At 62.7% G+C, this 26320-nt stretch carries 21 protein-coding genes; 6 read left to right on the forward strand and 15 right to left on the reverse strand.

Features of this window, described 5'->3' with window-relative positions:
- Positions 1-6: 6 nt before the first annotated feature.
- Positions 7-1086: a type IV pilus twitching motility protein PilT gene (locus tag KBY73_RS01310; RefSeq protein WP_254935304.1), complete on the forward strand. Its 1080-nt coding sequence runs from the start codon at positions 7-9 to the stop codon at positions 1084-1086.
- A gap of 24 nt (positions 1087-1110) precedes the next feature.
- Positions 1111-2370 (forward strand): type II secretion system F family protein, encoded by a 1260-nt coding sequence (locus KBY73_RS01315; RefSeq protein WP_254935305.1) that lies wholly within the window; start codon positions 1111-1113, stop codon positions 2368-2370.
- Positions 2371-2392: 22 nt separating this feature from the next.
- Here KBY73_RS01315 and KBY73_RS01320 read toward each other — a convergent pair whose 3' ends face one another.
- Positions 2393-3652 carry an NAD(P)/FAD-dependent oxidoreductase gene (locus KBY73_RS01320; protein WP_254935306.1) on the reverse strand — a complete coding sequence of 420 codons (1260 nt, stop codon included), beginning with the start codon at positions 3650-3652 and terminating at the stop codon, positions 2393-2395.
- Between KBY73_RS01320 and dusA the strand changes: the two genes are divergently transcribed.
- Positions 3638-4684: a tRNA dihydrouridine(20/20a) synthase DusA gene (dusA, locus tag KBY73_RS01325; RefSeq protein ID WP_254935307.1), complete on the forward strand. Its 1047-nt coding sequence runs from the start codon at positions 3638-3640 to the stop codon at positions 4682-4684. The two genes, KBY73_RS01320 and dusA, sit on opposite strands and share 15 nt — an antisense overlap.
- Here the strand turns inward: dusA and KBY73_RS01330 are convergent.
- The 7 genes from KBY73_RS01330 to KBY73_RS01360 all read right to left on the reverse strand — a co-directional run bounded on the left by KBY73_RS01330 (position 4681) and on the right by KBY73_RS01360 (position 11847).
- Positions 4681-5277, reverse strand: a complete 597-nt coding sequence (locus tag KBY73_RS01330) for an RNA-binding protein (RefSeq protein ID WP_254935308.1) — start codon at positions 5275-5277, stop codon at positions 4681-4683. The genes dusA and KBY73_RS01330 overlap by 4 nt on opposite strands.
- Positions 5278-5367: 90 nt before the next feature.
- A complete protein-coding gene (gene argH, locus KBY73_RS01335; protein WP_254935309.1) occupies positions 5368-6762 on the reverse strand; it encodes an argininosuccinate lyase in 1395 nt (464 codons plus the stop codon).
- Positions 6763-6794: 32 nt separating this feature from the next.
- The gene (locus KBY73_RS01340; RefSeq protein WP_254935310.1) at positions 6795-8186 is read right to left on the reverse strand and encodes a PP2C family protein-serine/threonine phosphatase; all 1392 of its coding nucleotides are present in this window, start codon (positions 8184-8186) and stop codon (positions 6795-6797) included.
- A gap of 84 nt (positions 8187-8270) precedes the next feature.
- Positions 8271-9752: a signal recognition particle-docking protein FtsY gene (gene ftsY / locus KBY73_RS01345; protein ID WP_254935311.1), complete on the reverse strand. Its 1482-nt coding sequence runs from the start codon at positions 9750-9752 to the stop codon at positions 8271-8273.
- 8 nt (positions 9753-9760) lie between these two features.
- Positions 9761-10399, reverse strand: a complete 639-nt coding sequence (gene nusB / locus KBY73_RS01350) for a transcription antitermination factor NusB (protein WP_254935312.1) — start codon at positions 10397-10399, stop codon at positions 9761-9763.
- A gap of 15 nt (positions 10400-10414) precedes the next feature.
- Positions 10415-11140, reverse strand: coding sequence for a DUF502 domain-containing protein (locus KBY73_RS01355; protein ID WP_106632521.1), 726 nt, complete (start codon positions 11138-11140; stop codon positions 10415-10417).
- A gap of 56 nt (positions 11141-11196) precedes the next feature.
- Entirely contained in the window at positions 11197-11847 is a 651-nt protein-coding gene (locus KBY73_RS01360) for an HpsJ family protein (RefSeq protein ID WP_254935313.1), read from the reverse strand.
- 47 nt (positions 11848-11894) lie between these two features.
- Here KBY73_RS01360 and queG point away from each other — a divergent pair, with 47 nt between their 5' ends.
- The 3 genes from queG (at position 11895) to KBY73_RS01375 (ending at position 16369) form a co-directional block, all read left to right on the forward strand.
- On the forward strand, positions 11895-12842 hold the full coding sequence (queG, locus tag KBY73_RS01365; protein ID WP_254935314.1) for a tRNA epoxyqueuosine(34) reductase QueG: 948 nt from the start codon (positions 11895-11897) through the stop codon (positions 12840-12842).
- 24 nt (positions 12843-12866) lie between these two features.
- Complete coding sequence (locus tag KBY73_RS01370; protein WP_254935315.1) at positions 12867-13775, forward strand: tetratricopeptide repeat protein; 909 nt, start codon at positions 12867-12869, stop codon at positions 13773-13775.
- Between the two features lie 65 nt (positions 13776-13840).
- On the forward strand, positions 13841-16369 hold the full coding sequence (locus tag KBY73_RS01375; RefSeq protein WP_254935316.1) for a DNA topoisomerase (ATP-hydrolyzing) subunit A: 2529 nt from the start codon (positions 13841-13843) through the stop codon (positions 16367-16369).
- Positions 16370-16392: 23 nt separating this feature from the next.
- Here the strand turns inward: KBY73_RS01375 and purF are convergent, their stop codons facing one another.
- The 7 genes from purF to KBY73_RS01410 all read right to left on the reverse strand — a co-directional run bounded on the left by purF (position 16393) and on the right by KBY73_RS01410 (position 26256).
- Positions 16393-17853, reverse strand: a complete 1461-nt coding sequence (purF, locus tag KBY73_RS01380) for an amidophosphoribosyltransferase (protein ID WP_254935317.1) — start codon at positions 17851-17853, stop codon at positions 16393-16395.
- A gap of 36 nt (positions 17854-17889) precedes the next feature.
- Positions 17890-20244, reverse strand: a complete 2355-nt coding sequence (purL, locus tag KBY73_RS01385; RefSeq protein WP_254935318.1) for a phosphoribosylformylglycinamidine synthase subunit PurL — start codon at positions 20242-20244, stop codon at positions 17890-17892.
- A gap of 72 nt (positions 20245-20316) precedes the next feature.
- A complete protein-coding gene (locus KBY73_RS01390; protein WP_254935319.1) occupies positions 20317-21027 on the reverse strand; it encodes an RNA methyltransferase in 711 nt (236 codons plus the stop codon).
- 2 nt (positions 21028-21029) lie between these two features.
- On the reverse strand, positions 21030-22175 hold the full coding sequence (gene dnaN / locus KBY73_RS01395; RefSeq protein WP_254935320.1) for a DNA polymerase III subunit beta: 1146 nt from the start codon (positions 22173-22175) through the stop codon (positions 21030-21032).
- 425 nt (positions 22176-22600) lie between these two features.
- Positions 22601-23659 carry a threonine synthase gene (thrC, locus tag KBY73_RS01400; protein ID WP_254935606.1) on the reverse strand — a complete coding sequence of 353 codons (1059 nt, stop codon included), beginning with the start codon at positions 23657-23659 and terminating at the stop codon, positions 22601-22603.
- Between the two features lie 85 nt (positions 23660-23744).
- Positions 23745-24350 (reverse strand): alpha/beta hydrolase, encoded by a 606-nt coding sequence (locus KBY73_RS01405; protein WP_254935321.1) that lies wholly within the window; start codon positions 24348-24350, stop codon positions 23745-23747.
- Positions 24351-24381: 31 nt separating this feature from the next.
- Positions 24382-26256 carry an AarF/ABC1/UbiB kinase family protein gene (locus KBY73_RS01410; RefSeq protein WP_254935322.1) on the reverse strand — a complete coding sequence of 625 codons (1875 nt, stop codon included), beginning with the start codon at positions 26254-26256 and terminating at the stop codon, positions 24382-24384.
- Positions 26257-26320 lie beyond the last annotated feature (64 nt).

Genomic DNA, 26320 nt, shown 5'->3' on the forward strand with positions numbered 1-26320 from the left:
CGCCCCATGGCCGTGATGATTGAAGACTTGATGACCCAGCTTGTGAAGGATGGCGGCAGTGATCTCCATATCAGTGCAGGCCTACCTCCCTATGGAAGGTTCAACGGTCAACTCAGGCCAATACATGATGATTCCTTGGACGAAGAAAGCTGCAATAAACTAATCTTCTCGATGCTAAATAATGCCCAGCGCAAGCAGCTAGAGCAAACCTGGGAATTAGATTGCGCCTATGGCCTTAAAGGGATCGCCCGCTTCAGGGTTAATGTTTATCGCCAAAGGGGTACCTACGCGGCCTGCCTGCGAGCCCTTGGCAACAGCGTGCCCACGCTAGAAAGCCTGGGACTACCACCGATTGTGGAGGAAATAAGCCATATGCCCAAAGGGCTGGTTCTGGTAACAGGCCCCACCGGCTCAGGCAAAACCACAACCTTGGCGGCCATACTCGAACACATAAATCAAACCCGAGCAGAACATATATTGACCATTGAAGATCCAATTGAATTCACATATAAACCGGTAAAAAGTGTCATCCATCAACGCCAGCTCAACGATGACACCCGCAGTTTTGCCAATGCCCTAAAGGCAGCCCTTCGGGAAGATCCCGATGTAATCCTGGTGGGTGAGCTCCGAGATCTGGACACCATCCAATTAGCAATTACGGCAGCTGAGACCGGTCACCTGGTATTCGGCACGCTGCACACCAGTTCGGCCGCCCAGACCGTGGACCGCATGGTGGATGTTTTTCCTCCCACCCAGCAAACCCAGATTCGGGTCCAGCTAAGCAGCAGCCTTGTGGCCGTTTTTGCCCAGACCCTGTGCAAACGGCACAATCCAAGCCCCGGCCAATTTGGACGCGTCATGGCCCAGGAGATCATGATCAATACACCAGCCACCGCAAACCTGATCAGGGAAGGTAAAACCGCTCAGCTTTACTCTGCAATTCAGACAGGCGGTCAACTATCAATGCAAACGCTGGAAAAAGCCCTAGGGGATCTGGTGCTCAGCAACCAAGTCACGATGGATGAAGCCCTAGTAAAAACCTCAAAGCCTGAAGAGCTGAAACGCTTAGTCAACCAACTGGGCTGATGAACTACTAAGAACTCCTAAGCCATGCCTGCCTTCGTTGCCACTTACGTCAATCCTCAAGGCAAGTCAGTGCTTGTGGATATTGAGGCGCCCGATCCAGCCCAGGCCAAGCGCAGCTTGAGGCTGCGAGGCATCAGAGCCATTGAAATCAAGGCCAAGCCAAAAGCCACGGCAACGGGATCGAGTGCAGCAAGCCAACTCAATAAACAACTTAAGTTTTCCAAGTTGAGTGAGCTTCTGGAAGCCAAACCCGGAATCAAGGACAAGGCTGTCTTTGCCAGCAAAATGTCTGCCTTGATCAATGCTGGTGTGCCGATCGTGCGCAGCATCGATCTAATGGCCTCCCAGCAAAAGATGCCGCTGTTCAAGCGCGCCCTTCAATCAATAAGCTTGGAAGTTAATCAAGGCATCTCTTTTGGCGAAGCGTTGCGTCGCTGGCCCAAGGTCTTCGACAAGCTCAGCGTAGCGATGGTGGAAGCCGGAGAGGCTGGCGGTGTACTGGATGACACCCTCAAGAGACTCGCGAAACTACTTGAGGATAACGCCAAACTCCAGAACCAAATTAAGGGTGCCTTGGCCTATCCAGTAGCGGTACTTTTCATCGCAGTTGCAGTCTTCCTAGGCATGACGATCTTCATCATTCCTACTTTCGCTGGAATTTTCGAGGATCTCGGAGCGAAACTTCCTTGGTTCACCCAAATGCTTGTCGACCTAAGCAAATTGCTGAGATCACCATTTTCCCTCTATTTGATTGTAGCAATTATAATAGCTGTTTTTCTTTTTGGCCGATTCTATGCAACCCCAATCGGTCGACGCAGGGTCGATGCTCTAATTCTCAAGATTCCCCTGTTCGGAGATTTGATTCAAAAAACAGCTACCGCACAGTTTTGTAGAACTTTTAGCTCCCTGTCCAAGGCAGGAGTTCCAATCCTGTCGTCTTTGGATATTGTTCGTGAAACTGCGGGAAATGTAATTGTTTCAGATGCAATCAACATCGGTCGGCAGGAAGTACTCCAAGGCATTCCCCTCAGCGTCGCACTGGGCACACTTAAAGTGTTTCCAGATTTGGCAATTAGCATGCTTTCCATTGGGGAAGAGACGGGGGAGATGGATGCCATGCTTTCGAAAGTTGCTGATTTTTATGAAGACGAGGTTGAGACAACCGTCAAAGCTCTCACCTCCATGCTTGAACCCGCCATGATAGTTTTAGTGGGTGGGATTGTTGCTTCAATTTTGGTCGCTATGTACTTGCCAATGTTTTCCATATTCGACGAAATCAAATAAATTCTTTTCTGTTAGATCTTTTTCAATCCGCTGCTAGTGCCTGGCCAGCCAGCCAGCCGCTGCTCCAGCAGTGCTGGAAGTTGAACCCCCCCGTCACCCCGTCCACATCCAAGAGTTCGCCCACCAAATAAAGACCAGGCTGCTGGCGGCTCTCCATCGTCGCCAGGTTCACCTCACCAAGAGGAATGCCCCCTGCCGTCACGAATTCTTCGCCGAAGGGGCCCCGCCCGGTAATGGCCAGCCGGGTATCACGCAACGCCGATACCAACAGCTGCTGGTGCCGCTTAGCAAGGTCAGCCCAGCGCTGCTGAGGATCTAAGCCATGGCGCTGCAACAGGGCCAGCCACAGGCGCCGGCTAAGGGCGGGCCAGGGGCGCCAGTTGGCTAGTTGCCGCTTGGCCTGGTCTCGCTTGGCCTCGGCAAACAAGCCCTCAAGATCCTGCTGGGACAGGCCGCCACTCCAATCAAGGCGCAGCTCGCCCCGATAGCCGCTGGCCTTGAGGGCGCGGGCAGCAAAAGCCGTGAGCCGCAGGGTGGCTGGACCGGACAGACCCCAATGGGTGATCAGCACCGGGCCCCGCTGGCGAAAAGGCTGGCCAGCCCGAGCGGCCTGGGGCTCCTGGGGCAGATGCAAAGCCAGCTCCACCGGATCCATCACCACTCCGGCCAGCTCGAGCAGGGGATCGCCGGCCAAAGCCAACGTGAATAGGGACGGCACAGGCGCCACCAGCCCGTGGCCTAAAGCGGCCGCCAGCTGACGGCCGCTGGGATGGCTGCCGGTGGCAAGCACCAACCGATCAGCTCTGATCGCCCCACCGCCCCGTACCAGCAGGTCAAAACCACCGGCAGCAGCTGCCGCGGCCCGCTGCAAGCTCACCCCCGTGTGCAGCTGCACCCCGGCCTGGAGGGCTGCTCGGCGCAGGGTGGCTGCCACCGATTCGGAACGGTTTGAACGGGGAAATAGGCGTCCGTCCGGCTCCTCCACCAGCTCGAGGCCATGGTCAGCAAACCAGGCGACGGCATCGCCAGGAGCAAAGCGCGAAAAGGGACCCCGCAGGGCTTGGCCGCCCCGGGGATAGTGCCCCACCAACGCCCGAGGATCCCAGCAGGCATGGGTGACATTGCAGCGCCCACCGCCACTGATCAACACCTTGTGCAACGGCTCGGTGGTGGCTTCCAGCAGGGCGATATCGCCGAGGCCGGCCTCAGCAGCACAGATGGCGGCCATGAAGCCGGCGGCACCGCCACCGGCCACGACAACGGCAGCATGAATTGGCAGCATGGGGAGATGGGCCAAATCGATCCAGCCAGTTATCGCTTCAGTGTGGCCCCGATGATGGACTACACCGATCGGCACTTCCGGGTGCTGATGCGGCAGATCAGCAGGCGCAGCCTGCTTTACACCGAAATGGTGGTAGCCCAGGCCCTACACCACGCCAGGCAAGCACCCGATGCCAGCGCACCGGGGGGGCGGTTGGAGCGCCTGCTGGGCTTCGATCCGATCGAAAAACCCCTAGCCCTGCAAGTGGGCGGCGACGATCCTGGCTTGCTGGCTGAGGCCGCTGCCCTGGCGGCTGAATGGGGCTACGACGAAATCAACCTGAATGTGGGCTGCCCCAGCGAGAAGGTGCAAAAAGGCCGCTTTGGGGCCTGTCTGATGGCCGATCCCCACCAGGTGGCCCGCTGCGTTGCCGCCATGGCCGCCGCCTGCCCTTTGCCAGTAACGGTCAAACACCGCATCGGCATTGATGAGCGCGACTCCTACGCCGAGTTGCTGGCCTTCGTGGATGCGGTGGCGGCAGCGGGGGCCCAGCGATTTGCAGTACACGCGCGCAAAGCATGGCTGGAGGGGCTCGATCCCAAACAGAACCGCACGATCCCGCCCCTGCGCTACGACCTGGTGCATGCCCTCAAGCGCGATCGACCGCATCTGAGCATCGAATTAAACGGCGGTCTGGAAAGCCTGGACGCCTGCGTGCAGCAGCTCGAATTGGTGGACGGGGCCATGGTGGGTCGGGCTGCTTATGCCCATCCCCTCCAATGGAGGCAGGTGGACCAGCAGATCTACGCCGACGACAGCCAGCCGCTGGCCACAGCCTCCAGCGTGGTGGGGGGTTTGGTTGCCTACGCCGAGCAATGGCGCAGTCGAGGCGGACGGCTGTGGCCTATCGCCCGCCACCTAGTGCATGTGGTGGAGGGGGTAAGCGGCGCCAAACGCTGGCGCCAGCAACTCACCGAAAAAGCAGGGTCAAGGGACGCGGATGCTGGCGTGCTGGCAGCCGCGGCCCTGGCCCTGGCGGAGCGGGGCTACTAGCCCTCGGCGCCACCGTAGAAGTCGCCGCCACTGCTATCGCCACCGCCACTGCGGCGGCGGCGGGTGCGCCCAGCATCGAAGCTGTCGCCACCAGCAGGATTGCCGGCGCCATAGCTGCGATCTTCCCAGCCGCGAGCACCGGATCCCCGATCGCCGCCACCGGCATAACCGCCGCCACCACCTGCGTAGCCACCACCTCCTCCTGCTCCGCCACCACTGCCGCGGTTGTAGCCACCTCCGCCGCCACCTGAGTAGCCACCACCTCCTCCACCTCCGTAACCACCACCGCCCCCGCCATAACCACCCCGGCGCGGACCACCACCACCAGCTCCGCCGCCACCGCCGCCGCCGGTGCGGGGCTCGGCTTTGTTGATGCGCAGGGGACGACCCATCAGCTCAGCACCCTGCAATGCCTCAACGGCCTTTGCCTCTGCTGCTTCATCGCCCATCTCAACAAAGGCGAAACCGCGCTTGCGCCCGGTATCCCGTTCAAGGGGTAGGGAACAGCTAGACACCTCACCGAAGGGTGCAAACAATTCCGCCACGTCTTCCTGCTCAGCGCGGAAGGGAAGGTTGCCGACAAAAATACTCACGAACTGAAGATCGGCCGCGGGACCGATGCATGTGGGCCAGTGGGCCACTAACCGATCCACCCTAAGACGACTAGCCAAAGCTGGCTGCTTTCAGCAGGCAAGTCGCATCCGAATTCGCTGCAACTGCCGCTGAACCTGGTCAAAGCCCGTGCCGCCCTCGCTGCGCCTGGCCGCCACCACCTGCTGGGGAGTGATGGCCTCATAAATGTCGGCTTCAAAGGCAGGGTGCAGCTGCTGCCAGCGCCCCAGGGGCAGGTCGCGCAGCAGGATTCCCTCAGCCAGGCAGCCCTTCACCAGGCCGCCCACTAACTGGTAGGCCTCGCGGAAGGGCACCCCTTTAGCCACCAGGTAGTCGGCCACATCGGTGGCGTTGGAGAAATCCGCCGCCACTGCAGCCTCCAGGCGCTGGGGCCGAAACTCGAGCCCCTCTTCAAACAGGATCGCCATCGCCTCCAGGCAATCGAGGCAGGTGCGCACCCCATCAAACAGGGCCTCCTTGTCTTCCTGGAAATCCTTGTTGTAGGCGAGGGGCAGGCCCTTGATCATGGTCAGCAAACCCATCAGGTGGCCAAACACCCGGCCGCTCTTACCCCGCACCAGCTCGGGCACATCAGGGTTCTTTTTCTGGGGCATCAGGCTGCTGCCAGTCGCACAGCGGTCGGTGAGGCCGATAAAGCCAAACTCTTCGCTGGCCCAGAGAATCACCTCCTCACTGAGCCGGCTTAAGTGCACCAGCACCAAGCTGGCGGCAGCCATGAACTCGACCGCAAAGTCCCTGTCACTAACCGCATCGAGACTATTGGCGTAGATGGTGTCAAAGCCCAGCTCGGCGGCGGTCTGGCGCCGATCGATGGGCACCGGCGTGCCCGCTAGGGCCGCAGCCCCTAGGGGACAGATGTTCACCCGACCGCGCACGTCAGCCAAACGGGCCCGGTCCCGCTCGGCCATCTCGATATAAGCCAGTAGGTGGTGGGCTAGACACACCGGCTGGGCCCGCTGCAGGTGGGTGTAGCCGGGGATTAAGACCGTGCTGTGCAGCTCAGCCTGAGCCAGCAGGGCCCGCTCGAAGCGCAGCAAGCCCCCGTCAATGGCATCAATTTGGCCGCGTAGCCACAGACGCAGGTCAGTGCCCACCTGGTCGTTGCGACTGCGGCCAGTGTGCAGTTTCTTGCCCAGGGGGCCGAGCAACTCAATCAGACGCCGCTCAACGGCGAAGTGCACATCTTCAGCCTCCAGGCCGGGATTGAACTCGCCCCTGGCTGCCTCGGCTCTGACATTTTCCAGGCCCTCGATCAACTGAACCGCCTCGCTCTCGCTGATCACAGCGCAACTGCCCAACATGCGGGCATGGGCGATGGAGCCGTCCAGGTCTTGCTGCAACAGGGTGATGTCAAAACCGATCGAAGCGTTGAAGCGCTCGATCGCCGGATGCAGGCCCTGCTCGAAGCGCTGGCTCCAGGTAGACGCGGTGGAATCAACAGCCATTCGGGGCTCGGCGGGCGGCGCTAGGCAGGGAATCAGCTTGGCAGGGAGGGCAGCATCAGCTCCTCCTTCACCTTGAGCACCACCATCGAAGCGTCATCGTCGAGCTGCCGGTCTGCCCCCACGAAGCGATCCAAGCGGGCAAACAGCTGGTCGAGAATCCCCTGAGCGCCGATGCCGGAGCGGCAGGCCGCCTGCAACTGGCGCACCAACCGCTCCTCGTCGAAGCGCTCGCCGCTGAAGCCGGTGGCCTCGGTCACCCCGTCGGTGTAATAGAGCAGCACATCGCCTGGATCCAGCACGATTTGCTCAAGGCCGTAATCGGCTTCGCTCTGCAAACCAATCAGCAGGCCTGGGGCGTCAAGGCGCTCCACCTGGTTGCGCTGGCGCCGCCAGATCAAGGGCGGATTGTGAGCCGCATTGGCGTAGCGCAGCAGGTGGGTGCGGGGGTCGTAATCGGAATAAAAGAGGGTCACAAAACGGTGCGACTGGGCCAGGTCTTCCTGGGCCAGCTGGTTGAGGTCGTGAAGGATGCGCTCGGGGGAGTGGCCGCTCAGCACCTCGGCCCGCAACATGCCGCGCAGCATGGTCATCAGCAGACTTGCCGGCACCCCTTTACCCATCACATCGCCCATCACCAGCGCCCAGCGAGCCTGTTCGCGGCGGCGGCCCAGCAGCTGGGGGCGGGTGGGGATGAAGTCGTAATAGTCACCGCCCACCTGAAAGGCAGGGCGGCAACGGGCTGCCAGCTCAACGCCATCGATCACCGGGCAGTGGTCGGGCAGCAGCTGGGCCTGGATTTCAGCACCGATGCTGAGCTGGCGATCGAGCCGCTCATGGCGCCGCATGGTCTGAAGCAGGGCCTCGTTTTCCAGAGCGACGGCACTGAGATCAGCCACCAGCTGCAGGTGGCGGCGATGCACCTCGCTCCAGGCAAAGCCCTGCCGATTGCTGAAGATATAGAGGCGGCCTCGCTGCAGGCTGCGGGAAACTACCGATGTGGCCACCACCTGGGCTCCACCCAGCAGCCGGCCCACCCGCTGATCAAGCAAGGCCGCCACGGCCGCATCACCGCTGAGAGCTGCCAACTCCCCATCCGCCAACGCCGCCAACTGGCGCACCAGCTCGGCGCAGGGCTCCGCCGGCGTGGCCTGCAGATACTCGCGCCAGAGGCGACCATCCTCGTGGAACACCACCAGCAGAGCCCCCTCTGCTTCCACCAGCCGGGCCGCCACCAGCGGCACCAGCTCCAGAAAGCGGCCCAGATTGGTGAAACTGCGCAGGGCAAAAGCCAGGGAAGCCAGCAGCTCCTGGTTGCGCCGCTGCTCCCGGCTGAGGCTGTCGAGTAGCTGCCGCAGCGAGGCTGCAGCCGACAACAGGGCCGGACCCTGGGGAGAAACCGGATGGGGGGGCGGCTTGTTGCTCACCGATTGGGCACGGTGCGGCCGCGGCGGTTTCGCAAGATAGCGGCGACGCAGGCAAGTGACCTACCGGCAAAGGCAAGCAGGACCTCAGCGAGCCAGCAAGGCCTCAACAAACTCAAAGCTGTTAAAGGGCCGCAGGTCGCGAATACCCTCACCAGCGCCAATGAAACGGATTGGCAGCCCGGCTTCAGAGGCGACGGCCAGGGCCACACCACCGCGGGCGCTGCCATCGAGCTTGGTGAGCACCACGCCGGTTAGGCCGGCGGCCTTGGCAAAAGCCATCGCCTGACGCAGGCCGTTTTGACCCTGGCTGGCATCCAGCACCAACAGCGACTCCACCACCGCCTCCGGCGCCAGCTTGTCGACAATCCTGCGCACCTTGCTGAGCTCCTCCATCAAGTTGTGCTTGGTCTGCAGCCGGCCAGCCGTATCCACCAACACCAGCTCAGTGCCCTTGGCCTGGGCAGCACCGATGGCGTCGTAAACGACGGCCGCTGGATCGGCATTGGCGCTGGGATTGGCGATCACCGGCACCTTGCTGCGCTCACCCCACACCTGCACCTGCTGCACCGCCGCGGCCCGGAAGGTGTCAGCAGCAGCGATCAGGCAGCTATAGCCGCTGCGCACCGCCAAGTTGGCCAGCTTGCCGAGCGTGGTCGTCTTACCAACGCCGTTTACCCCCACCAACAGCCACACGTTGAGCTGCTCGCGGCGGGGGGCTAGCAGGGGCTGGCCACTGGCCTCGATCGGTTGGTCGAGGATGGCGCGCAGCTGCTCCTTAAGGAAGCGCAGGCCTTCGGCGGGATCCACCACCTCCTGATTGAGCCGCTGGCGAAGGGCGCCAAGGGCCCGGTCGGTGGCCTCCACCCCAACGTCTGCCCGCAGCAGGGTGGTTTCCAGACCATCAACCACCTCTGGCGTGAGCGGGTCATCACCGAGGTTGTCGAGCAGTTGGGTGACCAAGCCCTGGCGGGTTTTCTCGAGGCCCTGGCGCAAACGAGCCAGCCAGTCGATCTCCTCAAGCGACACCTGATCAACCCGCTTGCCCTGGGCCGCGAGCACCTCAGCCGACCAGGTGAAGGTGGTGTCGAAAGCGCCCAGGCTGGGCTCAGCTAGCTCTGGCGCTGCAGGGGCTTCAAGGGCAGGAGCCTCTGACGCGGTGATCGCCTGTTGGCGTTCAGCCCGCTGGGCCGCTGCCTGCTCCAGCAGGGAAAGGGGCGCTGCCACTGGAGTGGCCGCTTGGGCAACCTGCTCAAGATCCTGCTCAAGTACCTGTTCGGGTTGCTGTGAATTGACCTGTACAGGCTGTACAGAATCCGGGAGAGGGGACTCAGCGGCAGATTCGGCCTCAAGCTGCAGCCGCTTTTGCTCCTCCTGCTGGGCTTTGAGGCGGGCATAGGCCTGGCGGGCCCATTCCAGCGCCTCAGCGTTGGGATCGGACGAACTCTCAAGCGGCTGTTCTGGAGCCTGGTCTGGAGCCTGACCCGAAACCTGTTCAGAAGCTGGCGCCGGGGTTGCTGATGGGTCAGCTGGAGATGGGCCGGTGCGATTAAACCAGTCGTAAACCATGGCTTTGCTCAGGCCTCCGCCGCTGAACGAGCTGCCGTGAAGCGCCGCAGCACCCCGTTGATCATGCGGCGGCCCTGCTCATCGCTATAGCGATTGGCTAACTCCACAGCTTCGTTACAGGCCACGGCAGGAGGGGTGCGGAAGCTCTCGAGGTCTACGGCGGCTAGCCGCAGGATGTCCCGATCGATGCGGGGCAGGCGAGTAAGACGCCACCCTTCCATCACACGATCGAGCCGCTCATCGATCGCCTGACGGTCGCGCAGCACGGCCTCAACCCGGGCAATGGCGCCGAGGCGCACCTCTTCTTGGTCGGCCAGCATCAGCAGCCGGGGCAACTCCAGACTTGCAGAGAGGCGGTTAAGGGCCTGTTCAGCCGCGACTAGGCCGGCGTTGAGGTGCTGGCGCACCCGGGGCAACTGCTGCTCACCCTGCTCCTGCAACTCGCTATCAAGCAGTTGCTGCTGGGCGGTCTGCAGGTCTTCAGCGGAGCGATCCAGAGACTCACGCACGTCCTGGCTGAGGGTGGCGAGCACCTGCTGCAACAGGCCCTCCATGCCAGTTGGCAGGGCCGGGGCAGACGAACCGCGATCACTGGTCTGACCAAGCATCAGCAGGGCCAGTTCACGGGAGAGGGTGCGGCTCTGCATCAGGTGGGTTCTGCCTCAGGAAAGTTGGGGAGTGCGCAGCTGGGCCAGCAGGCTGGAGAAGCTGCGATTGGGGGTGGAGCGCTCGTCGGGGTTGACGATGCCGGCGGAAATGATTGTGCGGAAAGCATCCTCCACCGAGATCTCGAGATCCTTAACAGAACCCTCTGGCACAACGGTGTACCAGCCGGTGGTTGGATTCGGCGCGGTGGGAATGAACACACTCAGCATTGGCTCGGTGAAGCCTGCCTGCAGGGCAGAGCCGATCGCGCCAGTCACAAAGCCCAGGGCGTAGAGACCCTCGCGTGGATACTCGACCAGCACGACCCGACGAAACTTGCTGGAGTTGCCCTGGAGAAAAGTTTCGAGCAGCTGCTTGAGGGTTTTGTAAACCGAGCCAGCTAGGGGGATGCGCAGCAGGGTCCCTTCGCCAAACTCAAGCAGCCAGCGACCAACAATGTTGCGGGCCATCAGGCCGATCAACAGGATGCCGAGCAGGGGCACCAGTAGGCCAACGCCCAGGTTGATCAGCTCCTGCAACACCGGATTGAGGGTGTTGAAGGGATTGAACTGCTTTGGGATAGAGGTGAGAAACGCCAGCACGAAACGGCTCACCGTGGTGCCCAGCCAGATCGTGGTTGCCAGTGGAATCACCACCAGCAAACCAGCGATCAAATCGTTCTTGAGATCGGATTGAAGCCGATCCCCTAGGGGCTGATCCGATCTGGGGCTGGATTGAACCAAGTGACAATCCGGAGATCCGGCCTTCAGCAATCTGCTTTCAACTTAGCCAGCCGGCCTCACAGCAGGGCCACTAAGGCCAGAAGCACGAAGCCAATGGCCAGCACAACTGCTGTACCAGTGCCGCCGTAACGACGCTGGTTGACCGTGAGATCGCGAGCGCGCTGTTGCTGCTGCAGCTGACCTTCGGCCTGCTGCAACTGGCGCTGCATGAAACTCTTAGCAGCCGCCTGCTGCTGCTCCGGAGTGGCATCAGCGGGGATCTGACCGGCCTGGGCGGCCTGGGCAATCAATTGGTTAATTACCTGGGGATTGTCCATTTGGGCGCGGGCCATTTCCAGCTGACCCTTGCGAGCAGCCAGCTGCTGGTCTGCCTGTTCGGAGAGGCTGCGGTCGCCGCTGATTGAAACCGGCACCGCCACGACCAGGGCAAGGGCCAGCAGGATGCTCACTACGGCCACAAGCCAGCGCAGCGGGGTGCGGCCAGCGGCCGGATGGTCGATGCGACTGCCAAATAGCATCAGCAGCAAACCAACTAAGGCCATCGGTGACTGGTTGACCAGCCGATCCATCAGCAGCTGGCGATATCCCTCTTCAGCCCAGTTCCAAGAGCCCAGCAGCACCAGCAACTGCAGGGCCAGCAACACGACCAGGGTGAGGCCGAGCCAACGCAACAGGTGGCCCAGGCGGCCGAAGGAAGCAGTGCTCACAGAAGGGTCTCGCGGCAGATTTAGACAACGGCGCAACTGTACGGGCGATGACGCTGAACGCCCATCACGACCTTGCACTCCGTTTAAAACAGCAAGCCCAGCAGCTTGGCTTTGACCCTGTGGGCCTCGCCGCCGTGCCTGCCGGAGAGCGCCTAGGCCTGCGAACGGCGGCCCTGGAGCGCTGGCTGGCAGCGGGCTATCAAGCCGACATGGCCTGGATGGCCGACCCGCGCCGGCGCGCGGTGGAGCAACTGCTGCCCGGGGTGCGCAGCCTGCTGGCGGTTGGCCTCAACTACTACGTGGAGGCCGATCGGGCACCGGGGGCGCTCAAGGTGGCCCGCTACGGCTGGGGGCGGGACTACCACCGGGTGATCGATGGCCGCCTGCGCCAGCTGGGTCGCTGGCTGGAGCAGCAGGTGCCTGGGGTGGGTTGGCGGGCCTGCGTCGACAGTGCACCGCTGATGGATAAGGCCTGGGCCGAGCAGGCCGGGCTGGGCTGGATTGGCAAAAACGGCAACCTGATCAATCGCGAGCGGGGCTCCTGGCTACTGCTGGGCCACCTGCTCACCACCTTGGAGCTGCCTGCCGATGCTGCCGCCACACCCCTTTGCGGCAGCTGCAGCCGCTGCCTGCCTGCCTGTCCCACCGGCGCCATCACCGAGCCCTTCGTGGTGGACAGCCGCCGCTGCCTGGCCTTTCACACCATCGAAAACCGCGATCCCGAACTGCCGCAAGCGATCACCAGCAAATTGGCGGGCTGGGTCGCCGGCTGCGACATCTGCCAGGACGTGTGTCCCTGGAATCAACAGCCGCTGCGAAGCAGTGAAGATACGGATTTGCAGCCCCGGCCCTGGCTGCTGAACCTGCAGGCCGAGGAAGCCCTGGGATGGAGCGACTCCGACTGGGATACCAAGCTGCGAGCCTCGGCCCTGCGCCGACTCAAACCCTGGATGTGGCGGCGCAACCTGCGGGCCAGCCGGAGCGGCACTGCCTAGGCTGGCCAAACCCGTCTCCCCGTAATGGCTCCGCGCTGGTCGCGCCCTGATTTCAGAACTGCCCTGCTGCCCGCTGCCCTCGGGCTACTGCTGACATCGGGGCTGCCCGCCCGGGCGTTGGTGCCCTACGTGTACGTGCCCCAACGGCAAGAACTCGAAGCTGCAGGTCTGGGCATCGCCCAGGCGGCGGCCCGGCTGCTGCGACTTGGTCAAGCCAGGGACGCCGCCAGGCTGGCTGCCCTGACGGTGCAGCTGCTACCAGAAGATCCTCGCGGTTGGGTCTTGCTGGCCGAGGCCCAGCTGCGCAGCAACCAGCTTGAACAGGCAGGCATATCGTTGGCCAAGGCCAAGCAACTCGATCCACGCAACCCTGGAATCTGGTTTGCCGAGGGTTCCCTAGCCCTGCGGGCCAGCAAACCCAATGAGGCCATCGGCCTTTTGGAGCAGGGCCTGAAACTGGATAAGCGCAACGCCGGCGCCTATTTCGACCTGGGCAACGCCCGCATCCTGCTAGGCCAGAGCGGCCAAGCCTTGGCTGCCTTTGAGCGGGCCTCTTCCCTGCGCAAAGGCTTCTGGGAAGCCCTCAACAACCAGGGGCTGGTGTTGTTCGAGCAGGGCAATACAAAGGCGGCCATCAGCCGCTGGCGCGAGGTGTTGAAGATCAAGCCAGATGCGGCTGAACCAACCCTGGCCCTGGCAGCCAGTCTGTTTGCCAACGGTCCGGAAAATCGCAGCGAAGCTGTCGAATTGGTTGGCAAGGCCCTCGACACCGAACCCAACTACGTGCTCGACAGCCACCAGAAGGAGCAGCTCTGGGGTCCGAAGCTGCGCAGCACCACCGCCGAACTCTTCAAGCTGGCCGAACTCAAACCGGTGGTGGATCGGGCCCTTGCCAATGCCAGCCCGGAGGGCGAAAGCAGCGACGAGGAGTAAATGGGGAGGCCTGGACAGCATCTGTAGGCTGAGCCCCAGCTTGCTGCCCCAGACCCCAACACCGGATGGCCGAGGAGCGACCAGGCGAATCCATCGGACCGGGCAACGACGCCCGCATCGAGCCGATTGCGCTGCACCTGGAGATGCAGCGCTCCTACCTCGAATACGCCATGAGCGTGATCGTTGGTAGGGCCCTGCCGGATGCACGCGACGGCCTCAAGCCAGTGCAGCGCCGCATTCTGTTTGCGATGCACGAGCTGGGGCTCACCCCTGATCGTCCCTACCGCAAATGCGCCCGGGTCGTCGGCGACGTACTCGGCAAGTACCACCCCCATGGTGATCAGGCCGTCTACGACGCCCTGGTGCGCCAGGTGCAAACTTTCGCCAGCCGCCATCCCCTGCTGGATGGCCACGGCAACTTCGGCTCCGTCGACGACGACCCGCCGGCGGCGATGCGCTACACCGAAACCCGTCTGGCTCCAATCGCCAACGAAGCGCTGCTCGATGAAATCGGCGCCGACACCGTTGATTTCGCGGCCAACTTCGATGGCTCCCAGCAGGAGCCGACGGTGCTGCCAGCCCAGCTGCCCTTCCTGCTGCTAAATGGCTGCACCGGTATCGCCGTGGGTATGGCCACCAACATCCCGCCCCACAACCTGGGCGAGGTGGTGGATGCCCTGATCGCCTTAGTGCGCAAACCGGAGCTGAGCGACGAAAAGCTGCTGGAGCTAGTGCCCGGCCCCGACTTTCCCACCGGTGGCGAAGTACTGGTGGGGCAAGGGGTCCGCGATACCTACCTCGTGGGCCGCGGCAGCATCCCGATGCGGGGCGTCGCCCACATCGAGGAGGTACAGCCAGGAAAGGGACGCCATCGCCGCGGCGCCGTGGTGATCACCGAGCTGCCCTACCAGCTCAGCAAAGCCGGCTGGATTGAGAAACTGGCCGAACAGGTAAATGACGGCAAGATCGGCGGCATCGCCGATATCCGCGACGAAAGCGACCGTGAAGGCATGCGGGTGGTGGTTGAACTCCGCCGCGACGCCAACGCCGAAACCGTGCTGGCCGACCTGCAGCGCCGCACCGCCCTGCAAAGCAACTTCGGCGCCATCATGCTGGCCCTGGTAAACGGCCAGCCGGTTCAGCTGAACCTGCGGCGCCTACTGCAGGAATTCCTGGACTACCGGGAACTGACCCTGATCCGCCGCACCCGCCACGCCCTCAAGCGCTGCGAAGACCGCCTTGAGGTCGTGGAAGGCCTGCTCAAGGCGCTCCATGCCCTGCAGCAGGTGATCGCCCTGATCACCGCAGCACCCGATGCCGCCAGTGCCCGAGCGGCCCTACAGGTGCAACTCGACCTGAGCGAGCGTCAGGCCGATGCGGTGTTGTCGATGCCACTGCGGCGCCTCACGGGCCTTGAACAGGAAAGCCTGCGCAAGGAAGCTGCCGAATTGGCGGTGGAACGCGAGCGGCTGCGCCACCTGCTGGACGACCGCACCGTGCTGCTTGACACCCTGGTGGCCGAACTCAAAGCCCTGCGCAAGCGCTTTGCCACGCCCCGGCGCACCCGGCTAGTGGAGGGCGGCGATGCCCTGGTGGCCCAGCGAGCTGCAGCCATCCGCCCCAACGCCGAACTGCAGCGCCAGCAAGCCTTTGGCGCCCTGGCCCCTGAAAGCCGGCTACTGATCCAGGCCGATGGAGCCGTGAAAATCCTCAGCGCCCAAATGCTGGGGCGCCTGCACCTAGATGAACCCATCCAACTAGGAGAGCATCCGGCACCAGCCCGGCTGATCCTGCCGATCGCCGAGCAACCGCTGCTGCTGGCCTTCACGGGTAGTGGCCGGGTGGCCTTATTGCGCTGGGAATTCGCCGGCCAGCAGCCGGGGAAGCTGGAGCGCTTCCTTCCCGACAGCATCGAAGGCGAAGCGGTGGTGCAGGTGCTTCCCCTACCCGGCCAAGGCAGCCTGGGACTCCTAAGCAGCGACGGGCGCTTCAAACGGCTGCCGATTGAGGAGTTTCAGGAACTGTCTGGCCGGGCCACCACCGTGCTCAAGCTCAAGGAGGGCGTGACCCTGCGGCGGGTGGTGGCCGGCCAGGAAGGAGACACCTTGGTAGTGGCGACCAGCAGCGGCCGCGTGCTGCGGCTAAGCCTCGATGAAACCCAGCTGCCCCTGATGGGGCGCGCTGCCCAAGGCCCCCTATTGATGCGCCTGTTGCCCGGAGAGCAGCTGGTGGGTGCCGCCTGCCTGCCTGCAACGGAAGGGGAAACCAACGGCGCAAACCAAAGCGCAGTGGTGCTGGCCACTGCCAGTGGTCAACTGAAGCGGCTGCTGGTGTCGAGCCTGCGGCCCTGTCAGCGGGGCGACATGGGTCAGATCGGCCTGCGGCTGCAACAGCGGGGCGATTACCTGGTCGACCTGCAAAGCCCAACAAGTGCTGCGGTTGGAAGCGCCGTATTGGGACTATTGACCGATAAGGGCTGGAGCTGCCGAATCGACTTAAACGAGCTGGAAGGCGAAGACACTAGCGGCATAGGCGTCAACTTGAAGCTGCCCCAAGGCCAGCAAATTCAGGAGCTGATACCTCTTATCAACTAACTACGGAGGGCACCAGGCAGCCCTTAGAGCTCTTGCAGCACCTTGGCAGCGATACCGGCCGGCTCAAGCATCAACTTGCTGGAGCTCACCTGCTCGTCCATTTCGATGGGATAGGCGCCGTCAAAGCAGGCGGTGCAGAAGTGGGCGGAATTTGCATGGGCCGCATCCACCATGCCCTGCTTGCTCAGGTAGGCGAGCGAATCGACGCCAAGATGGGTTGCGATTTCTTCCAGGGTGAGGCGGGCAGCAATCAGCTGGTCCTGGGTATCGGTATCGATGCCGTAGAAACAGGGATGGGTAACCGGCGGCGAACTAATCCGCATATGCACCTCAGTGGCCCCGGCATCCCGCAGGGCTTGCACCAACTTGCGACTGGTGGTGCCCCGCACAATTGAGTCGTCGATCACCACAACGCGCTTGCCGGCAAGCACATCTGGCAGCGGGTTGAGCTTCACCCTGATGCCGGCCTCCCGCATCGCCTGGGTGGGCTGGATGAAGGTGCGGCCCACATAGCGGTTCTTGATCAAGCCATCAGCAAACGGGATACCGCTGAGCTGGGAATAGCCAATCGCTGCCGGAATACCGGAATCGGGAACGCCAATGACTATGTCGGCTTCAACCGGTGTTTCCCGGGCCAGGGCCTCGCCAATTCGCACCCTGTAGCTATAAAGGGATTCGCCGAAGAAGCGGCTATCAGGCCTGGCGAAATAGATCATCTCGAAGACGCACAGCTTGGTGGGCTGCTCGCACCAACGGCTGCGGCTGGGTTCGGCTTGGCCTGGACGGAAATGGATGATTTCGCCGGGCTCAACATCGCCATCAAAGGCGGCACCGATGATGTCGAGCCCGCACGACTCACTGCTCACCACCCACTGGGCTTGCTCCGTTTCACCGATATGGCCAAACACCAAAGGCCGGATGCCATGGCCATCCCGGAGGGCAAAAAGCCCATCAGGCGTGCCGATCACCAAGCTGAAGGCACCGCGGCAGCACTCGGCAGCGGCCCGAATCGCCCCATCCCAATCCAGGCCCCGGTTCACGGCCTGCTGAATCGCAAAAGCGATCAGTTCGGAGTCGGTGGTGGAGGTGAGCTCGCTGGCAATGGACGCCAGATCGTGGCGGAGCTCGGCTGCATTGACCAAATTGCCGTTATGGGCAAGGGCGAAAGGGCCAATGCGGGTGTTGAGCACCACCGGCTGAGCGTTGCAAACCTTGCTGCTGCCGGTGGTGGAATAGCGGTTGTGGCCGATGGCTAGATCGCCAGTAAGGCGCTCCAGCACGGCCTGATCAAACACCTGGCTCACCAGGCCCATGTCCTTGTGCAGGCGCACCTTGCGCTCTGCATCAAACACAGCGATACCGGCCGATTCCTGGCCGCGATGCTGCAGGGCGTATAGGCCGAAGTAAGTGAGGTTGGCCACCGGTTGCCCCGGCGCCAGCACGGCATAGACGCCGCAGGCTTCCTCGGGCTTGTCCGGACGCATCACCAGCACAGGCCCATCAACAATCACGGTGAAATTTCATTCTGCACGAGCGCCCTCGCCCATTCGCCGCGGGATGGCCTGCTCGTAGCAGGCCTCCAGTGCCGCCAGGCTCTGCTCAAGCAAAGGCTGGCCTGCTTGGCGGATTACCAGGCTGGCAGCGGCCGTAACCACACCTAGCCGCTCGGCCGGCACTGCAGCAGCCGCAAGAGCCTGCTGCCAGGAGGCATCTTGGCCTGCGGGCACGCTCACAAGGATGCGGGCACCACCCTCGGCAAACAGCAGCCGATCCAACCGGGCGCTGCTAGCCGGGATCTCCAGCTCGGCCCCCAGAGGCATTACAGAAATGGTGGCGATGCAGCACTCGGCCGCAGCCACCGCCAGGCCGCCATCGCTGAGGTCGTGGGCGGAGGCCACCAAGCCCTGGGCAATGGCCTGGCGCAGGAAGCCCTGAACCGCGCGCTCCAATTGCAGATCAATCTCCGGCGGGCGCCCGGTTACGGCTCGATGCAGCCGCTCCAGATAGCTGCTGCCGGCCAGGCTCAAGCGTGGATCGGCGGGAGCCTCGCCCATTTCCAGCGGCACCCCCAGCAGCCAGATGGCATCGCCGACCTGGCACCAGGCCTGGCCGCGCACGTGCTCCAGATTGTGCACCAGGCCCACCATGCCCACCACCGGCGTGGGGTGGATCGGCTGCATGCGGCCATCGGGCAGGCGGGTCTCGTTGTAGAGGGAGACGTTGCCGCCGGTGACCGGGGTGTCCAGGGCACTGCAGGCCTTCGAAAGGCCGCGGCAGGCCATCGCCAACTGCCAGTAACCGGTGGGGGTTTCCGGCGAAGGGAAATTGAGGTTGTCCGTCACGGCCAAGGGCTCGGCCCCCACGCAGCTGAGGTTGCGGGCCGCCTCGGCTACCGCCGCCATGCCGCCGCGCTCGGGGTCGAGGGACACCCAGCGGTTGGGGCAGTCCACCACCGCCGCCACGCCACGGCTGGCTGCCGCCATGGCGCCCTCACCCTGCTGGGGCCGCAGCCGCACCACGGCCGCATCGGCGCCGCCGGGGAGCACCACCGTGTTGGCCTGCACCTGATGGTCGTACTGGCGGTACACCCAGCGCTTGGAAGCGATGGTGGGATCGTCGAGGAGCGCCAGCAGGGCGTCATTCCAACTGAACGGCAACTCGGCGGGCAATTCGGCCTCGCTCCAGCGCCAGTGGGCCTGGATCTCAGCCGGTGGCTCGCTTAGCAATGTGTGGTGATTGATCGGCGTGTCGTCCGCCAGGGCGCTGGCGGGCACCTCGGCCGCCACTTCGCCGTGCTGGAGCACCCGCACGATGTTGTCTTCCAGCACCCGGCCCACCACGGCGGCCTGCAGGCCCCAGCGGCTGAAGCGCGCCATCAGCGCCTCCTCCCGGCCGGGCTTGACCACAAACAGCATCCGCTCCTGGGATTCGCTCAGCAAAAACTCATAGGCGGTCATGCCGGCCTCGCGGGCGGGCACCTTGTCGAGGTCGAGCTCGATGCCCAAGCCGCCCTTGGCGGCCATCTCCGAGCAGCTGCAGGTAAGGCCGGCAGCACCCATGTCTTGGGCGGCCACCACATCACCGCTCTGGAAGGCCTCCAGACAGGCCTCGATCAGGCCCTTCTCCAAAAAGGGATCACCCACCTGCACGGCGGGGCGATCATCGAGAGAGGCCTCGGTGAGCTCAGCCGAGGCGAAGCTGGCACCGCCCATGCCATCGCGGCCGGTGGTGCTGCCCACGTAGATCACCGGGTAGCCCACCCCCTCAGCGCCGGAGCAGACGATCTCCTCGGTTTCCATCAGCCCCAGGGCCATGGCGTTCACCAGCGGATTGCCGGAGTAGCTGGGGTCAAACGCCACCTCCCCACCCACGGTGGGCACGCCCACGCAGTTGCCGTAGTGGGCAATGCCGGCCACCACGCCCTCCATCAGGCCCACGTTGCGCTCGTCCTCCAGGGGTCCGAAACGCAGGGCGTTGAGCAGGGCGATCGGCCGGGCGCCCATGGTGAAGATGTCGCGCAGGATGCCGCCCACACCCGTGGCCGCCCCCTGGAACGGCTCCACCGCCGAGGGGTGGTTGTGGCTTTCGATCTTGAAGGCGAGGCGCTGGCCCTCGCCCAGATCCACCACGCCAGCGTTCTCACCGGGGCCCACCAGGATCCGGGGTCCGGTGGTGGGGAATCCCTGCAGCAGCGGGCGCGAGTTGCGGTAGCAGCAGTGCTCCGACCACATCACCCCAAACATGCCCAGTTCGGCCCGATTGGGAGCGCGACCGAGGCGACGGCAAATCTCGTCGTAGTCGGCCTGGCTGAGGTTCTCCTTCTTGAGGGCATCGGGAACCGAATAGGCCGGTGCTTCGAAAGAGGCGGCAACCACGTGCAGCTGGGCAAGATCACTCCAGTCTCGCCGAGCGGGCCTCAATGCAACTGGAACTGGTCTAGGCGGGGTTCAAATCCAGGGATCTTCCTCTTCAGCAGGAGGTTCAGAACGGCGGCGGCGAGGGGGGGCATCGGTTTCGTAGGGCTGATCTAACCCCTCCGGCTCCTGCCAGGGCGGCTCCTCAAGCCAACCCTCCAGCCTCTCCTCAAATCGGTTGCCCGCCTCCTGCACCTGATCGCGCCAGCGCCTTGAACGACGCAAAAACTCTTGCCGCACACTTGCCCGGGCTAGGGGCAGATCGTCGATGCTCTCCAGGGCGGTGAGCACCTGGCCTGGCTGCTGATCCAGCAGGCGATCCAAGCTCAATCGCCAACGGCTACTGCCCGGCAGACGTGGATCACTGCGACTCACCAAATAATGACGAATACGGCCACTACGCAAATCGATGGCGGCATCAGCCAGGGTGCCGATCGGTTGCTGACGGCGATCCAGCACAGCCGCATCGATCAAAGTCGGCAACTTCTCCAACACACCAAGCTCGGTTTCGGCTGGTTCGCCCTGCACCAGTACTTCCAGCTCGGCAATGCCCCGCAACTGGTTGAGACGCCACACCTCGCGGCGATTGCCAAAAGCCGACGGCTTTGAAACCCAACCCAGCACCCGGTGAACAGGGGGATGCATCCACACCTGCACGCCGGCACCGTGATCGAGCCCCTGATCACAGCGGACATGTCGACGCAGCAACTCACTCAGCAGCACCTGCTCCGGAAGGGGAGCCACCGTCAGCTGCGGATCTGAACGGGCATCACCAGGTAGGTGAATTGATCCCCTTCCGCAGGAGTCAAAATCGCAGGCGTGGTGGGGGCGTTGCACTGCAACAGCACCCGATCACAGGCCATGGCCTTGAGGCCATCGAGCAGGTAGCGCACGTTGAAGGCAATCTGAATCGCTTCACCCTCGATGGTGGCAGCGAGTCCTTCAGAACCACTGCCCACGTCCTGGGCATCGGCCTGAATCAATATTTGACCGGTGGCGGGCTCGGCACTGAGCTTGACGACATTGTTGTGCTGATCAGCAAGCACAGCCACTCGCTCAAGAGCCGACACCAGAGCGCGGCGCTCGAGATTGATCGTGCGAGTGAAGCTCTCTGGAATCAACTGGCGGTAGTTGGGGTAGGTGCCATCAAGGCTGCGGCTGGTGAGCACCTGGTCGGCCCAGAGGAACACCACCTGGCCGCGATCACAGAACAGGCTTAAGGGCTCTTCAGATTGACGTCCTGAGAGCAGACGCTCCAGCTCCCGCAACGAGCGAGCTGGCACGGTGACGGCAAAAGGCTCCTCGGCTTCGTTTTGGCCAGAGGCGGTCGCATGGGCAAGCCGGAGCACGGCCAGACGATGGCCATCCGTTGCCGCACATTCCAGCCCGGCCGGATCAAGGCCCAGGTGCACACCAGTGAGCAGTTGCTTGGCTTCGTCGCCACTACTGGCAAATAGGGTGGCGCGCAGACCCTTAACCAGGGCTTCCGCTTCCAAGCGAATCGGCGTACCGCTCTGCACTAGGGGCAGGTCGGGAAAATCATCGGCAGGCATGCCCCGCATCTGGTAGCTGCCCGAAAGGCTGGTGAGCTCCACCTGCTCGGAACCCTCAGCGCAATTCAGCGTGATCGGGCTATCACTCGAGAGGCGCGAAACAATTTCACCAAACAACCGGGCCGGCAGGGTGATGGCGCCGCTGGTCTCAACGCTGGCGCTGATGCTGGTCTGAATGCCCAGGCTGAGATCAAAACCGGTGAGGCTGAGTCGGCCCGTGCCCGCATCAGCGGTGAGCAACACGTTGGCCAGCACCGGATGGGTGGGACGACTTGCCACGGCCCGGCTCACCAGCTGCAGGCTGGAGCTGAGTTCAGACTGGGAGCAGACCAGCTTCATGGCGTTTGTGCCGGGGAGCCTGACGGCTTGATCAAGGGCTCCCCCACGCTTCCACAGGGCGGCTGATTCCGCAACGCCGGTGATCCGTCTTGCTGCGTTCTTCTAAGGGTTTGATTGATCAAGCTCAAGAAAGAAATTAAAACCGTTTTAGTAGGGGTTGAGGAAACCGGGGAAAACCGAAAATCTCTTTGCTGCAGCTGGCTTTGGTCTGGATCAGCCCTGGGGTTTGGCCTCGGCCAGCTGGGGTAAAAATCGGCTTTTCCGCCGTTTCCCGTAGTTGGGGAAAACTTTGAGGCCGAGGGACTTGGCTAAGGCGAGAGCTTCTCCGCGGTTTCTGGCGACTTTTCCCCAGCTGTTCAGCAGACGCTTTGCTGATTGGTTGAAGCTTTTGGCTAGGCCTGGGCTTGGGCCTGGCCTGGGATTGCTTAGAAACCCATCACTTCGGCCACCTTGGCGGTGTCCGCCTCCAGACCGGTATGGAAGCGGGCGTCATTGTTTTCGATGGCGGTAGTTGGATCCTTGAGGCCGTTGCCGGTGAGCACACAAACCACCGTGGCTCCCTGAGGCACCTCCTGGTGGTGCTTGAGCAGGCCTGCGACCGAGGCGGCACTAGCTGGCTCGCAGAACACGCCCTCGCCGCTGCCCAGCAGCTTGTAGGCATCGATAATCTCAGCGTCGGTGACGGCCATGAAGTTGCCACCGCTTTCGCTGCGCACGTTTAGGGCCTTTTCACGATTCACCGGGTTGCCGATGCGGATCGCCGTGGCGATGGTGTCTGGCTGCTCAACCGTGTGTCCCAGCACCAAAGGAGCAGAACCAGCCGCTTGAAAGCCCATCATTCGGGGCAGCTTGCGGCAATGGCCCTCTTTTAAGTACTCGTTGAATCCCATCCAGTAGGCGCTGATGTTGCCGGCGTTGCCAACCGGGATGCAAAGCCAGTCCGGCGCTTCACCAAGGGCATCCACCACCTCGAAGGCGGCGGTTTTTTGGCCCTGCAATCGGTAGGGGTTCACCGAATTCACCAGGGTGACCGGATATTTGTTGGCAACTTCCTGCACGATCGCCAGGGCTTTGTCGAAGTTGCCCTGGATGGCGATTACCTCGGCGCCGTAGAGCAGGGCTTGGGCCAGCTTTCCCTGGGCTACATAGCCATCTGGGATCAGCACAAAGGCCCGCATGCCTCCGCGGCGGGCATAGGCGGCCGCAGCAGCAGAGGTATTGCCGGTGCTGGCGCAGATCACTGCTTCAGAACCGGCTTCCTTGGCTTTGGAAATCGCCATGGTCATGCCCCGGTCTTTAAAGGAGCCGGTGGGGTTGAGGCCGTCGTATTTCAGATAGACCTTGACGCTGCGGCCGATTCGCTCGGCGATCACCGGGGCTGGGATCAGAGGTGTGGAACCTTCCCGCAGGGTGATTACGGGTGTGCGCTCTGAAACTGGCAGCCAGCGCCGATAGGCCTCGATCAGGCCAGGCCAGTCCTGCATGGTGGGACGGGCAGCAAAGGGGACCTTGCTCAAACGCTGCAGAGAACGGAGCAAGGACACGATTTAGACAGTGACTTCAGTGAATCTACGGCGCAGCTGCTGGCGCGTCGCCGCGCAACCCATCAAGCGGTGATTCGGAGAAGAAGCGCACCAGCTCGGTAATCGAGCTGGCTTTGCTGAGCAGGTTCATCAAGGCGGGGATGCTCACTTCCATCTCCTGGGCGGGATAAGCGCGCAAGAACGAAAGGGCAGATATCGAACCGTTGCCTTCAACTACCCCCAGCACCATGGCGGAGCGCATGGCTGGAATCCCGGCCTGGGATGCCTTGAGCGGGAACACAACTACAGCTAGGCGCTGCAGGATTGCCTCGCCGATTCGGGTGTTGAGCAGCCTGCTCACAAGTGCTACAGGCAGGCTCACCGACTGATTCAGCAGCTTGGCGATCTCCTGGGGATTTTGGCGGCTGAAGCTCAAAATATCGGCTAGCAGGCCTCGGGCCTGGCCGGTCTTAGCCAGATGCTCCAGGTCGGCAACGGCAATGGAGCGGCGAAAGGCACCGCTCACAAAAACCAGATTTTCAGCAGCACCAGCTGGCGGCAGACTGACCGCAGGCCAAGGAACTACCAGGCTTAAGCCCAGGGCGATGGAAACAAGGGCCTGACGTTTACGGCCTATCGACGCTTTTTGCATGGCGATAAGCCTACGGCGATTGCTTTCAAATTCAGGCTGCGACGAGCACATCTCGCACCAGGCGCACCATGCTGCGCTCGGCCAGCCCTTTGGCTAGTTGAACTCCCATCTGGCGTAGTTCGGGTTCTCCCACAAGGCGTGGCAGGCGGCGCAGCAGCATCTGGGGTTCGAAGCCGGGCAAGGCTTTCAATATCCCCATCAACTGGCGCACTGGCTCGAGGTCGAGCAGCGGTTCACCCGCTTCGCTCAAACGGTGACGGCGCAGACCTGGAGGTTGGAACCGCTCTGGTAAGCGTTTGCCGATGCGCAGGGTGGTTTGCCAGGCCATGGCATCCATGCGGCCAACCATGGCGTCTACCAGCTGTTGGCGGAGCAGCCCGCCGTTTGCTGAGAAAAGAAAGCTCAGCACCTGATCAAGTAGGCCTTCGAGATCGAGCTGGGCTCCTTGGGAGGCGCTAGCGATCAGGTTGTCGAGCCGTTGCCAGCGGAAGATGTCGCCGTCGAAGAGCATCTCCTTGAGGCTCTGGCGCAGGGTGGGATCGGGGTCTTCCATCAGCCGCCGGGCGAAGTAGGGGTAGGCGGCTCCAAGGATCTTGAACTCGGGATCAACGCTGAGGGCGATGCCCTCCAGGGTCACAAGCGAGCGGATGATTAGGGCGTAGTAGGGCGGCACCTGGAAGGGGAAGCGATACATCACGCCTGAAAGGTCATCAGTGACCGCTTTGAAATCCATGCGGCTGACTCCCTGCTCGATCGCTTGACCGAACACCTTTTCAAAAGCGGGCACTATTGGCTCGAGGTTTACGTCTTCAGCCAGGAAGCCCAGGCTGACGAAATCCTTACTCAGCTTGTCGAAACTGCGATTTACCAGGTGTACAACCGCCTGAATCAGGCCGGTGCGTGATTCGCGGCTCACCTCGCTCATCATGCCGAAGTCGAGGTAGGCGAGCCGGCCATCTGCCAGAGCTAACAGGTTGCCGGGGTGGGGGTCGGCGTGGAAAAAGCCGTGTTCCAGTAATTGCTGCAGGCTGCAATTAACACCGACGTTCACCATGTCGTCGGGGTCTACGCCAATGCCGCGCACAGCTTCGAGATTGGTGAGTTTCACCCCCTCGATCCATTCCATAGTGAGCACCCGGCGGCTAGTGGCCTGGTGGTAGATGCGTGGAACGGTGATCCGGGGATTGTGGGCGTGTAATTCGGCGAAGCGCTCGGCGTTGGCGGCTTCGTTGAAGTAGTCCATCTCCTCAAACACCCGCTTGCCCAGTTCATCGATTAGGGCCACCAGGTCTGAGCGAATTAGGCCGACGTTTTGGTTAAGCCAGGAAGCAATGTTGCGCACGATGTAGAGGTCGAGCGTGATCTGCTCCCGCAGGCCCGGGCGCTGCACCTTTACGGCCACCGCTTGACCCCCCTTGAGCACACCCTTGTGCACCTGGCCCAGCGAAGCGGCTGAGATCGGCTCGGCGTCGAGTTGCTCGTAGATATCGAGCACTGCAGCGCCCAGGTCCTCTTCGATGCAGGCCATCGCCAGGGCGGAGTCGAAGCCAGGCAGCTGGTCTTGCAGCTGGGCAAGTTCCTCCAGCAGCAGCGGCGGCACGATGTCGGGCCGAGTGGAGAGGGCCTGGCCGGCTTTGATGAAAGCGGGGCCGAGTGAAGCCACTAGATCCGCTGCCTCCTTGGCGCGGGACCTGGCTACCTCCGTAGCCTTGAGCCGCCCGGTGAGCCAATCAAAGCCCACCCCAAGTAGGTAGAGCCCGATCGGCACCAGGGTTTGCCACAGGCGCCGGAATAGCCGTTGCGGGTGGCCGGTGTAAATCCGGGTGATGGCGGCCGGGTCGTAGCTCAGCAGGCCAGCGGCCTCCAGAAAGTCACCCAACTCGGTTTGGTTGTTGTCGGGATCCATGGGAGTTGGGCGGACGAAGCACCGCTAAGGCGCACCAACCCCCTTCTAAACGAATCCCACTGCC

The organism is Cyanobium sp. Tous-M-B4, assembly GCF_024345395.1.
Lineage (GTDB): Bacteria > Cyanobacteriota > Cyanobacteriia > PCC-6307 > Cyanobiaceae > Cyanobium_A.

Coding starts and splice junctions, on each gene's coding strand:
- KBY73_RS01310 (WP_254935304.1), top strand. CDS start 7: ATGGCCGTGATGATTGAAGACTTGATGACCCAGCTTGTGAAGGATGGC.
- KBY73_RS01315 (WP_254935305.1), top strand. CDS start 1,111: ATGCCTGCCTTCGTTGCCACTTACGTCAATCCTCAAGGCAAGTCAGTG.
- dusA (WP_254935307.1), top strand. CDS start 3,638: ATGAATTGGCAGCATGGGGAGATGGGCCAAATCGATCCAGCCAGTTAT.
- KBY73_RS01320 (WP_254935306.1), bottom strand. CDS start 3,652: ATGCTGCCAATTCATGCTGCCGTTGTCGTGGCCGGTGGCGGTGCCGCC.
- argH (WP_254935309.1), bottom strand. CDS start 6,762: ATGGCTGTTGATTCCACCGCGTCTACCTGGAGCCAGCGCTTCGAGCAG.
- ftsY (WP_254935311.1), bottom strand. CDS start 9,752: ATGGTTTACGACTGGTTTAATCGCACCGGCCCATCTCCAGCTGACCCA.
- nusB (WP_254935312.1), bottom strand. CDS start 10,399: ATGCAGAGCCGCACCCTCTCCCGTGAACTGGCCCTGCTGATGCTTGGT.
- queG (WP_254935314.1), top strand. CDS start 11,895: ATGACGCTGAACGCCCATCACGACCTTGCACTCCGTTTAAAACAGCAA.
- KBY73_RS01370 (WP_254935315.1), top strand. CDS start 12,867: ATGGCTCCGCGCTGGTCGCGCCCTGATTTCAGAACTGCCCTGCTGCCC.
- KBY73_RS01375 (WP_254935316.1), top strand. CDS start 13,841: ATGGCCGAGGAGCGACCAGGCGAATCCATCGGACCGGGCAACGACGCC.
- purF (WP_254935317.1), bottom strand. CDS start 17,853: ATGCGTCCGGACAAGCCCGAGGAAGCCTGCGGCGTCTATGCCGTGCTG.
- dnaN (WP_254935320.1), bottom strand. CDS start 22,175: ATGAAGCTGGTCTGCTCCCAGTCTGAACTCAGCTCCAGCCTGCAGCTG.
- thrC (WP_254935606.1), bottom strand. CDS start 23,659: ATGCAGGACTGGCCTGGCCTGATCGAGGCCTATCGGCGCTGGCTGCCA.
- KBY73_RS01405 (WP_254935321.1), bottom strand. CDS start 24,350: ATGCAAAAAGCGTCGATAGGCCGTAAACGTCAGGCCCTTGTTTCCATC.
- KBY73_RS01410 (WP_254935322.1), bottom strand. CDS start 26,256: ATGGATCCCGACAACAACCAAACCGAGTTGGGTGACTTTCTGGAGGCC.